General features: G+C 35.0%; 14 protein-coding genes. 13 read left to right on the top strand and 1 reads right to left on the bottom strand.

The features are described from left to right. Positions 1 to 21: 21 nt before the first annotated feature. The 12 genes from dut to CS898_RS08340 all read left to right on the top strand — a co-directional run bounded on the left by dut (position 22) and on the right by CS898_RS08340 (position 13,025). A complete protein-coding gene (gene dut, locus CS898_RS08395; RefSeq protein ID WP_009430132.1) occupies positions 22 to 453 on the top strand; it encodes a dUTP diphosphatase in 432 nt (143 codons plus the stop codon). 108 nt (positions 454 to 561) lie between these two features. Then, the gene (locus CS898_RS08390) at positions 562 to 2,751 is read left to right on the top strand and encodes an FtsK/SpoIIIE family DNA translocase (RefSeq protein WP_234976053.1); all 2,190 of its coding nucleotides are present in this window, start codon (positions 562 to 564) and stop codon (positions 2,749 to 2,751) included. Beyond that, complete coding sequence (gene rimO, locus CS898_RS08385; protein ID WP_009430283.1) at positions 2,741 to 4,051, top strand: 30S ribosomal protein S12 methylthiotransferase RimO; 1,311 nt, start codon at positions 2,741 to 2,743, stop codon at positions 4,049 to 4,051. The genes CS898_RS08390 and rimO overlap by 11 nt, the downstream gene beginning before the upstream one ends. Continuing rightward, positions 4,048 to 4,593, top strand: coding sequence for a CDP-diacylglycerol--glycerol-3-phosphate 3-phosphatidyltransferase (gene pgsA, locus CS898_RS08380; protein WP_009430869.1), 546 nt, complete (start codon positions 4,048 to 4,050; stop codon positions 4,591 to 4,593). Before rimO ends, pgsA begins: the two co-directional genes overlap by 4 nt. Before the next feature lie 10 nt (positions 4,594 to 4,603). Next, the gene (locus CS898_RS08375; protein ID WP_009430673.1) at positions 4,604 to 5,824 is read left to right on the top strand and encodes a CinA family nicotinamide mononucleotide deamidase-related protein; all 1,221 of its coding nucleotides are present in this window, start codon (positions 4,604 to 4,606) and stop codon (positions 5,822 to 5,824) included. 2 nt (positions 5,825 to 5,826) lie between these two features. Continuing rightward, positions 5,827 to 6,858: a recombinase RecA gene (gene recA, locus CS898_RS08370; protein WP_099208819.1), complete on the top strand. Its 1,032-nt coding sequence runs from the start codon at positions 5,827 to 5,829 to the stop codon at positions 6,856 to 6,858. Continuing rightward, entirely contained in the window at positions 6,855 to 7,826 is a 972-nt protein-coding gene (locus CS898_RS08365; protein WP_009431686.1) for a metallophosphoesterase family protein, read from the top strand. The genes recA and CS898_RS08365 overlap by 4 nt, the downstream gene beginning before the upstream one ends. A 1-nt stretch (position 7,827) precedes the next feature. Next, positions 7,828 to 9,267, top strand: coding sequence for an AAA family ATPase (locus CS898_RS08360; protein WP_099208818.1), 1,440 nt, complete (start codon positions 7,828 to 7,830; stop codon positions 9,265 to 9,267). A 17-nt stretch (positions 9,268 to 9,284) separates the two neighbouring features. Next, entirely contained in the window at positions 9,285 to 9,521 is a 237-nt protein-coding gene (locus CS898_RS08355) for a hypothetical protein (RefSeq protein ID WP_009431540.1), read from the top strand. A 2-nt stretch (positions 9,522 to 9,523) separates the two neighbouring features. Next, positions 9,524 to 10,222 (top strand): P-loop NTPase family protein, encoded by a 699-nt coding sequence (locus CS898_RS08350; protein ID WP_009431973.1) that lies wholly within the window; start codon positions 9,524 to 9,526, stop codon positions 10,220 to 10,222. 191 nt (positions 10,223 to 10,413) lie between these two features. Next, complete coding sequence (gene rny / locus CS898_RS08345; protein ID WP_099208817.1) at positions 10,414 to 11,961, top strand: ribonuclease Y; 1,548 nt, start codon at positions 10,414 to 10,416, stop codon at positions 11,959 to 11,961. Between the two features lie 107 nt (positions 11,962 to 12,068). Further along, positions 12,069 to 13,025 (top strand): tyrosine recombinase XerC, encoded by a 957-nt coding sequence (locus CS898_RS08340; protein ID WP_009430321.1) that lies wholly within the window; start codon positions 12,069 to 12,071, stop codon positions 13,023 to 13,025. A gap of 662 nt (positions 13,026 to 13,687) precedes the next feature. Here the strand turns inward: CS898_RS08340 and CS898_RS08335 are convergent. Continuing rightward, positions 13,688 to 13,966 carry a LysM peptidoglycan-binding domain-containing protein gene (locus tag CS898_RS08335; RefSeq protein WP_009431539.1) on the bottom strand — a complete coding sequence of 93 codons (279 nt, stop codon included), beginning with the start codon at positions 13,964 to 13,966 and terminating at the stop codon, positions 13,688 to 13,690. A 178-nt stretch (positions 13,967 to 14,144) separates the two neighbouring features. Between CS898_RS08335 and lexA the strand changes: the two genes are divergently transcribed. Continuing rightward, a complete protein-coding gene (lexA, locus tag CS898_RS08330; RefSeq protein WP_099208816.1) occupies positions 14,145 to 14,762 on the top strand; it encodes a transcriptional repressor LexA in 618 nt (205 codons plus the stop codon). Positions 14,763 to 14,959 lie beyond the last annotated feature (197 nt).

Below are 14,959 nucleotides of genomic sequence, written 5' to 3'. Positions count from 1 at the left end.
GCTTTTTTAAGGAGAGATAAAATGGAAATCAAGATTTTAAATAAATCTAAACACCCCTTGCCAGCCTATAAGACCAAGGGGGCCAGTGGAGTTGATTTACATGCAAACCTTGATGAGGCAGTTTGTTTAAGGTCATTAGATCGAGCATTAATTCCCACAGGCTTATATGTTGAAATCCCCCAAGGATATGAGGCGCAAGTACGAGCTAGGTCAGGTTTAGCTTTAAAAAAAGGATTGAGTCTGCCTAATGGGATTGGAACAATTGATTCGGACTATCGAGGAGAACTAAAAGTTATTGTGGTAAATCTAGGTAGGGACGATCTAATTATTGAAGATGGGGACCGTATAGCTCAAATGGTTATCATGAAAATTGAGCAGGCCGATTTTATAGAAGTTAAAGAACTTTCAGATAGTGAAAGAGGAGAAGGTGGATTCGGACATACAGGTGTATAAAAACATGTGTTTGTGTTATAATGTTTTTAGAAAGTTTGAAAGGACAAAAACATGGCAAGAAGAGTGAATAAAAAGGCCCCAAAAAGGTCAAACAAAAAGAATAAACAAATGGATTTTTCCTTCACTAAATCAGACCTTGAAATGCTAGGTCTATTTCTTATTGTCCTTTCAATTCTAAGCCTTATCAGCCTTTACAGTGCAAATATGGGTATCTTTGGTGATGTTTTAAACCGTATTTTAATTGTCTTGGGAGGGAGAGGAAGGGTCTTTCTACCTATCTATCTTGGAACCATTGGCTTTATGTTGGCCATTAATGAACATGGCTTTTCCAAGCGTAGACTCATTCTCTTACTTTCTTGGTTTATTATGTCCCTTCTCATTTATTATGAAGGCAAAGATACTAGTACACTTTCCATGTTACAAAAAGCACAATTTATTTTAGCTCAAAGCTCACCGAATTATGGTGGACTGATAGGTGTATTTTTTGGTTCTTTCTTTTATAAAATTTTTGGAAGTACAGGAACAGCTATTGTCTTAAGCTTAGTGTTTATTGTTCTTTTTCTTTACTTTTTACCTTTTTCTCTAAATAACTTTTTTGCCTATCTTAAAGTAAAAAGAGATCAAAGAAATCAAGGAAGAGCAATAAGGAAAAAAGAAAAAGAGGAAAGAGAAAAGCTGAAGCCAGTCAAGGTAAAAAAGCAAGCTAAAGCTGCACCTGAAAAAAAAGAATTTAAACTAAAAAGAGATTCTGAATTAGAGATTAACGACTATGCAAAAAAAGAAGAAGAGGAAGTAGTTAAAAAGGTTAGTCCTTTGACAAAGGGAGAAATCAAGGATTTTGAAAAAGAAATAGCCCTAAATGATACTACAATCCAATACACCTTTCCTCCAAAAAATTTATTAGATCCTCCAAAGAAAAGTAAGGGGATTGGTCAAAATGCTATGCGACACCAGGCCCAAGTTATAGAAGAAACGATGAATGAGTTTAACATTGAATGTCAAGTTGTGGCTATTAATCGAGGACCAGTTATTACCTGCTATGAACTGCAAATTGCGCCAGGTGTTAAGCTCAATAAAATTGTCAGCCTACAGGATAACCTAGCCTTGGCTCTAGCATCTTCAGACATTCGTATTGAGGCACCTATTCCGGGCAAATCTGCTGTAGGAATAGAAGTGCCAAATGAAGAAAAAGATAGCGTATCTTTTAGTGAAATTCTAGATAGTCCTGGTTTTAAAAAATCAACTACTACTCCTTTGGCTTTAGGAAAAGATGTAAGTGGGGAAATTGTTGTTTCTTCAATTGATAAAATGCCCCACCTTCTTATTGCGGGGGCAACGGGATCAGGAAAGAGTGTATGTATTAATACTATTATTACAAGCATTTTATATAGGTCTAGACCAGATGAAGTAAAGTTGATATTAATTGACCCTAAGGTGGTAGAATTAAGTGTGTATAATGGGATTCCACATTTGCTAATTCCAGTAGTAACAGATCCTAAAAAAGCAGCCTTTGCCTTGAAGTGGGCTGTAGATGAAATGGAAAAAAGATACAAACTCTTTGCTCAGGAAAAAGCCCGAGATATGAAGTCTTATAACTCAAAAATGCAAGAGGAAAATAGATTATCTGAAATTATGCCCAAAATTGTTGTTATTGTGGATGAGTTAGCAGACTTAATGATGGTGGCAGCTAATGAAATTGAAGACTATATCGCCAGATTAGCCCAAATGGCCAGGGCGGCAGGAATCCACATGATTTTGGCAACTCAAAGACCATCTGTAGATGTTATTACAGGAACTATTAAAGCAAATATTCCTTCAAGGATTGCCTTTGCTGTATCATCGGGTGTTGACTCGAGGACCATCCTAGATTCTAACGGGGCGGAAAACTTATTGGGACAAGGAGATATGCTCTTTTATCCAAGTTTTTACAGTAAGCCAAGAAGGTTGCAAGGAGCCTTTATAAGTGACAAAGAAGTAGAGTCTGTTATTAACTTTATCCGAGAAAGCTCTAACAAAGACTATGATGAAGAAGCTATCCAAGCTATTGAAAAAACCATCAATACCACAGTCGAAAGTCAGGATGATCTTTACATCCAGGCTGTTGAATATGTATTAAACGATGGGCAGGCAAGTATTTCTTATCTTCAAAGAAAATTAAAAATAGGTTATTCAAGAGCAGCTCGATTGATTGATAGTATGGAAGAACAGGGGATTATAGGTCCTCATGAAGGCACAAAACCTAGGAAGTTGGCCATGAATGAAGAAGAAATAAAGGAGTTTTTAAAGATTGATCAATAAAATATATTTCCATACCCTGGGATGTGCAAAAAATGATGTGGATACCCAGGTTATGGAAGGCATATTAGAAAAAAACAAGTATGAAATAGTTTCTCAACCTGACCAAGCAGATGCCATATTTGTCAACACCTGTGGTTTTATTGAGTCCGCAAAAGAGGAATCTATTGATTGGATTTTAAACTTGGCCCAATATAAAAAACATGGGAAGTTGCAAAAACTCTACTTAACTGGTTGCCTAGCTCAGCGATATCCAGATGAGTTGCGAGCGGAGATTCCGGAGATTGATGGAATTTTAGGCCCGGGCTATATGCAGGATATTGCTAAATATATTCAATCCGACGACCAACGGTCCCTAACCTCTGCGGTATCCATGGACTATATAGAAAACTCTAGACGGATTGAGGGAACTAAGACAGCTTATGTTAAAATTTCAGAAGGTTGTAACAACCGGTGTAGTTATTGTATTATTCCCTATTTAAGGGGAAATAATCGGTCTCGAAAAATTGAAGATATTGTGGAAGAGGTAAAAAGATTAGCAGAAGCTGGTACAGAGGAAATTATCTTAGTGGCTCAAAATACAACAGACTATGGGATTGATTTATACAAAGAATATTCTTTGGCTTCCTTGTTAAAAGAACTAGTTAAGATAAAAGAAATTAAATGGATTCGTCTTCTTTATGCCTATCCAGACCATTTTACAGATGAGTTAATTGACCTTATGGCTGGAGATAATAATATAATTCCTTATATTGACATGCCTCTTCAACATGCCTCTAATAGAGTTTTGGAAAGAATGAATCGTACTTCTAGGCAAGAAGACATTATTGAATTAATTACGAAACTTAGGAAAAAGATAAAAAATTTAGTTCTTCGATCAACCTTTATCGTGGGATTTCCTGGAGAAGAGGAAGAGGACTTCCAAGAACTAGTTTCCTTTATTGAGAGAGTCAAATTTGACCGTCTAGGAGTCTTTACTTATTCTAAGGAAGAAAATACCAAGGCTTACAGCATGAATGGTCAAGTAAGTGAAAGTTTAAAAATCGATCGCTATAATAGACTTATGATGAAGCAGCAAAAAATATCAGAAGAAAAACTTAGAAACAAAATTTCCAATCAACTAGATGTTTTGCTGGAAGAAAAATTGGAAGATGGTCTATATGCGGGAAGGTCCTATATGGATGCACCAGATGTAGATGGTTTGGTCTATTTATCGAGCTCAAAAGACTTAGAAATTGGAAAATTTTATCGGGCTGAAATTACAGATTCTACAGAATATGATTTACAAGGAGTTGTATTATGAATATAGCCAATAAACTAACTCTATTAAGAATTTTACTCGTTCCCTTTTTTGTTGTTTTTGTTTTATCTGAGGCAAAGGGACTCAAGTTATTTGGTAGCCTAATCTTTGTGGCGGCAGCCCTAACAGATATGTTAGATGGTCACTTGGCAAGGTCCAGAAACTTAGTGACAACTTTTGGCAAGTTTTTAGACCCCTTGGCAGATAAAATTTTAACATCAGCAGCCATGATTCTTTTAGTAGAATTAGGAGTTATTAAGGGTTGGCTTGTTATCATCGTAATTTTTCGGGAATTTGCTATTACGGGTCTTCGTGTAGTGGCCGCTAGTGAGCAAATTACTATAGCTGCAGGTACACTAGGAAAAATAAAAACAATTTTCCAACTGGTTTCACTTACAATTATTTTATTCGCCTTACCCTTATCTCTTGCTTGGATGCTTAGTTTGGGGAAAATTTTATTTTATATTTCTGTAATCTTTACAGTTTTATCTGGGATTGAATATATAGGTAAAAATATCAAAGTTTTCGACTTAAGTAACATTTAGGTGGTAAAATATGAAAGCAATGATTATCAGCGTAGGTAAAGAGCTTTTACTAGGAGATATAGACAACACCAATGAGGTCTATATTGCTAGAGAGTTAAGACAAATGGGAGTAGAAGTTGTCAAGCAAATCACCCTGAATGACGAGTTAAATTCTTTAAAAAAAGAATTTCATGGAGCTATCCAGGAAGTTGATCTACTTGTAGTTTCTGGAGGCCTTGGTCCTACAGAAGATGACATTACAAAAGAGGCCTTGGGCCAGGCTTTGAATCTAGATTTGATTTTCAATGAAGATCTTTATGCTGATTTTGTGGAAGAGAGAAGAAAACTAGGCAGAGAGATTACATCTAATGTAAAAAAGCAGTTCTATACCATTCAAGGATCGAACTCACTTATAAACCATTGGGGATCAGCTCCAGGAGAGCATCTATTCTTTAAAGAGTGCCATATATTTTTACTTCCAGGCCCTCCTTATGAATTGAGGAATATGTTTTTAAACTATGTCAAAGACTTTATCAAGACAAGAGATTTGATTGAAGTTCGATCTTTATCAATTGTGAACTTAGGGGAAAGTCAGGTTGAAAGCATTATTAGGCAGAGATTTCATATACCTAAATTAGAAGTGAATACCTATGCTCAGAATAATTTGGTAGAAGTAAAACTTCTTTCTCAAGGACAAGACCAGAAGAAAATAAAAGAAAAGCTGGACCAGGCTGAAAAAGTCTTAACGGAACTATTCAAAGGAAATATCTATTCCTTTCAGGGACAAGATTTGAGAACAAGAGTAGTTAAACTTTGTCGAGAAAAAAACATCAAAATTTCTTTTGCGGAGTCAATAACGGGAGGCTTTTTAGCAAAAACAATTACAAGCTGTAGTGGGGCCAGTCATATTTTAAAATATAGTTTAGTAAGTTATTCGAACGAGGTTAAACACAGGGAACTAGGAGTAAGCCAAAAAACTTTGGACTGTTATGGGGCTGTTAGTCGTGAAACTGCTCTAGAAATGTCCAGAGGCTTATATGAAAAAGGCTATTGTGATTTGGCTATTGCAACAACAGGGGAGGCTGGGCCCTGTCCCGCTGAAAAAAAAGTAGGAACAGTTTTTGTTTCTTTTTACTCTAAGGAAAAACAATTAGTCCAAGAGTTTTGTTTTTCAGGAGATAGGAAAGAAATACAAGAGCAAACAGTAAACCAAGTCTTATTTTTATTATTAAAAGAATTTTTGGAGGGATAAAAATGGATGAACAAAAAAAAGCTGCTTTAGAAAAAGCCCTAACATCAATCGAAAGACAATATGGAAAAGGATCTGTCATGAGACTGGGAGATCAAAAACATCTGGATATTGATGTAATACCCACAGGAAGCTTGGCCTTGGATTTAGCCTTGGGGATTGGTGGCATACCCAGAGGACGTATTATTGAAATCTATGGTCCGGAATCTTCAGGAAAGACAACTCTTGCCCTTCATATTTTAGCAGAAGCTCAAAAAAAAGGTGGTATTGCAGCCTTTGTTGACGCAGAACATGCCTTAGATCCAGTCTATGCTAAAAACTTAGGAGTAGATACAGAAGAGTTGATCATTTCTCAACCAGATACAGGAGAGCAAGCTTTGGAGATTACAGAATCTTTGGTTCGAAGTAATGCCCTGGATGTTATTGTTGTTGACTCTGTAGCAGCCTTGGTTCCAAAGGCTGAAATTGAAGGGGAGATGGGTGACTCTCATATGGGACTGCAAGCCAGACTTATGAGTCAAGGTCTTCGAAAGCTTACAGGTGCCATTAATAAATCGAAAGCATCTGTTATTTTCATTAATCAATTAAGAGAAAAAATAGGTGTTATGTTTGGAAACCCAGAAACCACTACTGGGGGAAGGGCCTTAAAATTTTTCACTTCTGTCCGTATGGATATTCGGAGAATTGAGATCATCAAACGCGGTGATGAAATGATTGGGAACCGTGTTCGGGTTAAAGTTGTGAAAAACAAGGTGGCTCCTCCTTTTAAACAGGCAGAGTTTGATATTATGTATGGAAAGGGAATTTCTAAGCTTGGGAACCTCCTGGATGTGGGAACGGATTTAGATATTATCAACAAGGCTGGGGCTTGGTATAGTTACAACGGAAACAAGCTAGGACAAGGACGAGAAAATTCCAAAGAATTCTTAGCTCAAAATCCAGAGTTAGCTAAAGAAATTGAAGACAAAATACGGGCAACCTTTCATCTAGGTCAAGAAAATCCAGATGATAATCCTCAAGAAGAGACAGATAAGTGAAATTTTTATATTTAACAGACTCTCATTTAAGAGCCACATCTCCAAAAAGCCGCCTGGATAATTTTTTTGAAACTTCTCTATTAAAGCACAAGGAAGTGTTTGACTTGGCCAATGAATATGAAGTTGATGCAGTTCTTCATGGGGGAGACTTGTTTGATCGTCCAGATGTATCCATTGCAGTTGTGAGTGAATTTTCAAAGCTCTTAATGGATTTAAAGGCACCTTTTTACATTGTCAGTGGCAACCACGACATCTATGGACATAATCCTGAAACTGTTCCAAGAACTATGTTGGGTTTATTGGATAGTATAGGTCTAGTTCATTTAATTAAGGACAAACCAGTGATTATAGAAAAAGATAAGAAGGTAAAAATATATGGGACCCCCTATATCTATGGTTTGGACAGGGATGATCATAAGAATTCCTATATTATACAAGAGCGGTCAGATGAGGATTATATACTTCATATTATTCATGGCTTTTTAATAGATAAGCCTATTAATGAGGTGATTTCCCATACATTGATTTCTGACATTGCTGAAACAGAAGCTGATATTACCTTGGCAGGCCACTATCATACAGGTTTCAAAACCCAGTGTATACAGGGGAAATATTTTATAAATCCAGGGGCTATTGTCCGAATTTCCAACAATCTGGTGGAAATGAAAAGAAAACCAAAGGTGGTCCTAATCAATCTAGAAGATGGAATTCAATTGGAAGAAATCTATCTCAAATCTGCCAAACCTGGTCCAGAAGTCTTGGACCGGTCAGAAATTGAGCAGCATCAATTTAAAAAGGCAAAACTCCATGAATTTCAAGAGCTCATTGAAGCCACTACAGATTTTTCGAAAACAGATGTTTTTGAATTAATTGATGAAATATCTTCTACAAATGAAATCAGCCAAGAGATTCGAGAAGAAGCCTTAAAAAGAGTAAGCCAAGTTCAAGAGTCAGAAAGCAGCCAATGAAATGAAGAAACAAATTAAGAGTTTACATTTAAAAAATTTTCAATCTCATGAGGATACCATACTTGAATTTTTGCCAGGGTTAAATGTTATATTAGGAAATTCTGACTCTGGAAAGTCAGCTATTGTTCGAGGGCTGCGTTGGTTATTCTATAACGAACCCATGGGGGCAGATTTTTTACAAAGAGGCAAAACCCAGGTAGAGGTAACAGCAGAATTTTATGATGGGACAATTTTAAAAAGATCTAGGCAAAAGGCAACCAATGCTTATGATTTAACCTTAGCCACAGGAGAAACTATGCATTTTGAGGGCTTTGGTCGTACGGTTCCCAAAGAAATTGTAGATTATCTAAATTTAAGAAAATTTCCCTTGTCGCCAACGGATGACTTAACTTTGAATATTGCCGACCAGTTGGAAGGCCCCTTTTTATTGCAGGAAAAAGATTCAAATAAGGCCAATGCTATAGGTAGATTGGTGGGGATTCACTATATCGATCAGGCCCAAAGAAATGTCAATCGGGATATAAAAGCCCTAAACCAAGACCTAAAATATGAAGAAAATTCATTAGAAGAATTATTGGAAAAGAAAAAAGAATATGCCTTTATTGAAGATAAGAAAAAACTCTTAAAAAACCTCCAAGAAATCATTGAAAAGGGAAAAAAAGCAGAAGAAAAAAAAGAAGTTCTTGAAAGCTTTCTAAATAACTATCAGGCTATAAGGGGAGATATTGACTATTGTCAAAAAAGGCTTCTCGACTTCAAGGGGATAGAAGAATTAAAGGCTCGGCTCCTTAAGCTGAAAGAAGCAAAAAAAAGGCATAGCCAGCTATTAAGGATATCCACTAACTATGGACTTATACAAGGTAAAATTAGTCAATGCAGAGGTCTTTTAGATCAGGTAAAAGATTTAAACCTTGCCAAGGACAGGCTAAAAAAAGCTCAGTTATTAGACAAAGACTATAAGCAAACAATGACCTTAACAAGACTATATCAGTCCAATGAAAAATCTCTAGCTGGGGTTCAACGGCAGTTAAAGGGAACTAAAGAATTAGTAAAAGCTAAAAATTATTTGGAAGAAGGCAAGAAAACCTACCAAGGTTTAGTCCAACTAAAAGGATATGCAGCGACTTTGAATGATCTCAATCAAAGATTTTCCATAGCAGACCAATATTTTAAAAGATTTACTGATTTTGAGAAGACAATCTCCTTAACAGAAGCAGTCAAATTAAATGTAGAAAAACTTGAGCAATTAAAAAAACTAGAGACTTCCTTGGTAACATTAAAGACGGAAAAACAAACGAATTTAATTCACTTAAGATCTATGGAAAAATCGATTATAGATGACAAGGTAAAACTAGAAACTATTCTGACTAAGCTAAAAATATGTCCCATCTGTAAACGACCAATGGATGAACATACGATAGAGACAATTATTTCTAATTAAAAGGAAAGGGCTTATCTATGAATTATGAAGAACAAATCAGTGATTTAGAACAAAAAATTTCTTATGCAACAGAACAGAAGAATAAGGCAGAAGCTCGTTTAGAAAGTTTACAAATTCAAGAAAAGGATTTGTTAAACCAGCTAAATGAAATTGGCTTAAAGCCAGAAGACCTTGAAGGAGAAATCCAAAGGTTGGAAAATGAAATTAAGAAGAATTTAGAGGCGGCAAACCAATATTTACCCAAGGAAATTTGACAATGTCTAGTGCCTTTAAGTTTCTTGAAGATTTTAAAGAAAGAGAGCAATCCAGCCTAGACCAAGCCATTGGTCAAAGAAAGTTTATTGAAGATAGAATTGATATCGTTGAAAAAAAGATTGATGATATTGACAAAAAAATTGTCCTTTATTCTAATGTCGTTCTTTTACTACAAAAGACAGCTACATATGCCAGAACTCAAGCCAAGGCTCAAGTAGAAGATATGGTTACCAAGTGCTTGCAATATGTATTTGAAAAAGACATAGAATTTGTAATAGATTTTCAAGAATTAAGAAATAACCCTAGTGCAGAATTTTATATCTCATCTATATTTGATGAAGAAAAGATACTCACAGATCCCCAATCAGCTCATGGAGGAGGGGTTGTGGATGTCTTAAGTCTAGCCTTAAGGACAGCCTTTTTAGAACTGCAGGACCCACCCTTTGAAGGGCCCTTAATCCTAGATGAACCAGGCAAACACGTTAGTAGTGATTATATTTTTAACCTGGGAGAATTTATCCAACAGTCAACAATAAGCTTTGGTCGCCAGGTTATTATGGTTACCCATAACAACCACCTGGCCCAAATGGGAGATTGCACCTATTTAGTAGATATACGTAACGGGAAAAGTATTGTTAAATTGAAGGAGGAAGACCAGGCAGAGGCCAGGTCTACCCTGACGAATATGGTGAATGAGTGAAGGGGTTTTAAAGTAAAAAACTTTTATAAGTCTCAGATTACTTTTTTAGAAGAGTTTAGCTTAAGTATTAACAAGCATTAAGACTATTGAATAGAAATGCTTAACTAAGCTTCTTGACTAATCTTGTTAAAAACGATACAATTTAATTGTATGATTTTTACAATGTATAATGAAAACTAAATAGGAGGTGCATGCTTTTGCCAGCTATTTTACAATGGGCACTCTATATTTTAGGCGTATTAGTGGCCTGCCTTGCCGGCTACTTAATTCGAAAACATATAGGTGAAGGTAAAATAAACCAAGCGGAAGAGCAAGCAAAAAACATCCTCATTGACGCACAAAGAGATGCTGAAACTACAAAAAAAGATCTTTTAAATGAAGCAAAAGATGAAATTCATCGTTTACGTAATAAAGTTACCGATGAAAATAATCGTCGGCAACAATCTTTAGAAGATATGGAAAAACGTCTTCTTAAAAAAGAAGAAACCATTGATAGGAAAAGTATTTCTTTAGAAAAAAAGGAAGAGCATTTAATTAAAGAAATTGAACAAGCCAATACTTTAAAAGAAGAAGCAGAAGAGCTTATATCTCAAAGAGTAAAAGAGTTGGAGCGAATTTCTGGACTTACTCAAGATGAAGGGAAACAGCTTTTATTAAATGAGCTGGAAAGTGAAATTACCCAAGAATCGGCCTTGATTATTAAGGAAAAAGAGCAAGAAGTGAAAGACGAAGTTCAAAAGTATGCAAAAAATGCCATTGCTCTAGCAATTCAAAGGATTGCAGCTGATACGGTGACAGAAGCGACTGTATCTGTAGTAAACCTTCCTAATGAGGAGATGAAAGGACGAATTATTGGTCGAGAAGGCCGGAATATTCGTGCCATTGAGTCACTGACTGGTGTAGATCTAATTATAGATGATACACCGGAAGCAGTCGTTTTATCTTGCTTTGACCCGATAAGACGTGAAGTTGCTAAGATTGCTTTAGAAAGACTTGTAACAGATGGTAGAATCCATCCTACAAAGATTGAAGAAGCAACAGAAAAAGCACAACAAGAAGTAGATGCAACGATTAAAGAAAGTGGAGAGCAGGCTGCTTATGATACTGGTATCCATGGTCTCCATCCAGAACTTATTAAATATCTGGGAAGATTAAAATACCGTACCAGCTATGGCCAAAACGTTCTGAAACATTCTGTAGAAGTTGCACATATTGCAGGACTTTTAGCAGAACAAATTGGTGCTGATGTTAAGACGGCGAAACGCGGTGGATTACTACATGATATTGGCAAGTCCATAGACCATGAAGTAGAAGGTCCCCATGTTGAACTGGGTGTAAATCTAGCTCGTAAGTATCGTGAGAATGAAGCTGTAATTCATTGTATTGAAGCCCACCATTATGATGTTGAATTCCATTCAGTAGAAGCTATCCTAGTCCAAGCGGCGGATGCAATTTCTGCAGCAAGACCTGGAGCGCGTAGAGAAACAGTGGAATCCTATATCAAACGTCTTGAACAATTAGAATCTATAGCCAATAGCTTTGATGGAATTGAAAAATCTTTTGCTGTACAAGCAGGACGTGAAGTCAGGATTATTGTTAAACCTGAACAAACTAGTGAATCCGAAACTATATTAATGGCTCGAAATATTAAAAAGAAAATTGAAGCTGAATTAGATTATCCAGGACAAATAAAGGTTAATGTAATCAGAGAAACAAGAGCTGTTGAATACGCAAAATAAAACCTGCCAAGCAGGTTTTATTTTTTTATCCATAAGAGGAGAGAGAAGAGTATTATCTCTTGTATCTAGAATTAGTTAGAATTTTATGATTAGTAAGAGGGGTTTTTGTGAAACTATCATATATTGATGAATTTATCAGTTATTTAAAGTCCATCAAGGGGCATAGCCCTTTAACCATTAAAGAATATTACTATGATATTCAGGGCTTTTATAAATTTATTTATCCCAAACTACATCCTGACTTTGATATGGAAGAGTTTACAGCAGACCAGGTAACAAGTCAGGACTTGAATGCAGTAGATAAGCAAATGGTTTATTCCTATATATCCTATTTAGATATCGTGAAGAAGAATTCTAATAGAACTAAATATCGTAAGATATCGAGTTTAAGAGCTTTTTATAAATATCTATCTACTGTGATTGATGTCTGTAGTTATAATCCAGCCGAAACGATAGATATGCCTAAGATAGAAAAGTCTCTTCCGGTATATTTAACCCTAGATGAAGCAAAGAAACTTTTGCAGACAATCTTATCCTCTAAACAAAAAGATATCTATAAGTATAGGGACTATGCAATGGTTACACTCTTTCTAAATTGTGGTATGCGCTTATCAGAATTAACAGCAATCAATCGAAAAGATATTACAGATGATGCCCGACTAAGAGTAGTGGGTAAGGGTAATAAGGAACGTATTATTTATTTAAATGAAGCTTGTATGGATGCTGTAAATAGATATTTAACTTATCGGAATGAGATTATTTCTGATAATGATGCACTCTTTTTAAGTATGAGAAAGAACCGGATGAGTCATTCTGCAACACAAAGGGCCATTGAAAAGCATTTAAAGAATGCTGGGTTTGATACAAATAAGTATACGGTCCATAAATTAAGGCATACAGCTGCCACCTTAATGTATAAATATGGATCGGGAGACCTAAGAGCCCTACAAGAAGTTTTGGGCCATGAGTCTGTCACTACTACACAAATTTATACCCATGTAGATAATGAGGAAATTCGTCAAACAACTTTGGACAATCCATTGTCTCATGAAAAAGCCGATTAATTTTTCCATAAATAAATGTAAACAGAAAAGAGAGAAAGACTAAAGGCTATTAGAAAACAATAAACAAGATATAAAAATAGCAACAAAATAATAATTTTGTTGCTATTTTTATATCTTGTTTAGAGTTAGAGAATAAGCTATTTAGAGGCTTTTGATGGAAAAAATATACTTTAAATTTTATTTATCTTAATTTTTTATCTAGATCTTAAAATCTACTGGCATGATTTTACTAGTACGGTTTTTATGAATGAACTCTTTAGTTTGAACTTCTTGATCAGTCTTAAAGCTGCCTAAAATAATTTTATGTAGCATGTTTCTACATACTCTTTATTTTTTGGATTCTTATTTTATCTTGGATTTATTTATTTTTTCTGATAAATAGTTATATTAGCATATCTTTATGTTTCTGCATATTTTAAGGAAAATCTTCCTTATAAAGCTCTATCTAAAAACACTTGAAATTAAACATCGAAGGATTCAGTATGCTTAAACTGGATTACTATAAGAAATCGCCCATAAATAAAGGCCTTAAATTTAGGAATTCTAATTTAAGGCCTTTATACGTCGAAATTAGGCGTATTTATGCATATTTAATATATTTGTACAAGAAAACAAAAACAGAGCCCTTAAAATCGATTCTGGAGCCTCAAATATAATAGTTTCTATAAATTGTTAATAAGCTCACTAGGAATTAAAATTTCGTCACCAGGATGAATGATTTTTGAATTTAAGTTATTATAAGTTTTTATTTTCTCTAATGTAACAACTGTACTTTCATTTTCCATGGAGGAGTTCAAGGCAATAGACCATAAAGTATCTCCATTGGCTACTGTATAAGGGACCCAGACTTCAAATTTATTTTCTCTAGCAATTAAGCCACCGGATAATAAACATCCTAGCATAATGATGACTGCAATGCTTCTTATTTTTTTTATCTTCATTAGAATTCACCTCAAAAATAATTTCACATCTAAAACAGAAAAGAACACATATTTAGAATGTTTGTTCTACATATAGAATATACGAACGGAAACCCAATGTCAATAGAAAAAGAATATTTGTTTGAAATGTTTGTTCTTTTTTGATATAATACAAACATAAAGCTATGAGGTGATGATGATGTATGAAGATTTAAAGCAGCGAGAGATTGATATTTTATTTTTTATAAAAAAACAAATTGAGCAAAATGGCTATCCCCCTACTGTTCGCGAAATTGCGGATGGGGTTAATGTGAAGAGTACCTCCACGGTTCATAGTGCTTTGAACAGTCTAGAGGAGAAAGATTATATTCGAAGAAATCCTACAAAACCTAGAGCCATTGAACTTTTAGATCAAGAAGATGACTTATTAATGTCTAAAAAAAGAACAGTGGATGTCCCTATTTTAGGTCAAGTTACCGCTGGTGCACCAATACTAGCTGTGGAAAATATAGATGACACTATTCCCCTCCCTATTGACTATACTCAAGATCGGGACTTATTTGTTCTAAAAGTAAGAGGAGAGAGTATGATTAATATTGGGATTATGGACGGGGACTACGTTATTATAGAGCGTAGAAATTTTGCAAAAAATGGAGATCATGTTTTAGCCTTGTTAGATGAAGAGGCCACAATAAAAACATTCTATAATGAGGGAGATTGTATTCGCCTTCAACCAGAAAATGACTTTATGGACCCTATTTATGCACAAGAAGTGGCTATTTTAGGAGTTATTGTAGGCTTATATCGCTGGATGTAATTAATGAAGAAGAATCATGAAATTGTATAATTTAAGTTCTTTATAGGTGTATAATCATTTTTCGTATAATAAATTTATATTATAAAATCATAAAACCACCTCTTATTCTAATAAGATTTAAAGCCTATTAGAATAAGAGGTGGTTTTTGTATAAGCTCTTATTAACTACTTTCATGGTAGATAGTTTTGTTTTACGC

Origin of the sequence: Urinicoccus timonensis (assembly GCF_900232945.1) — a bacterium.
GTDB classification, from domain to species: domain Bacteria; phylum Bacillota; class Clostridia; order Tissierellales; family Peptoniphilaceae; genus Urinicoccus; species Urinicoccus timonensis.
The sequence above is the reverse complement of the archived record's forward strand: the minus strand, read 5'-3'. Positions and strand labels throughout refer to the sequence as shown.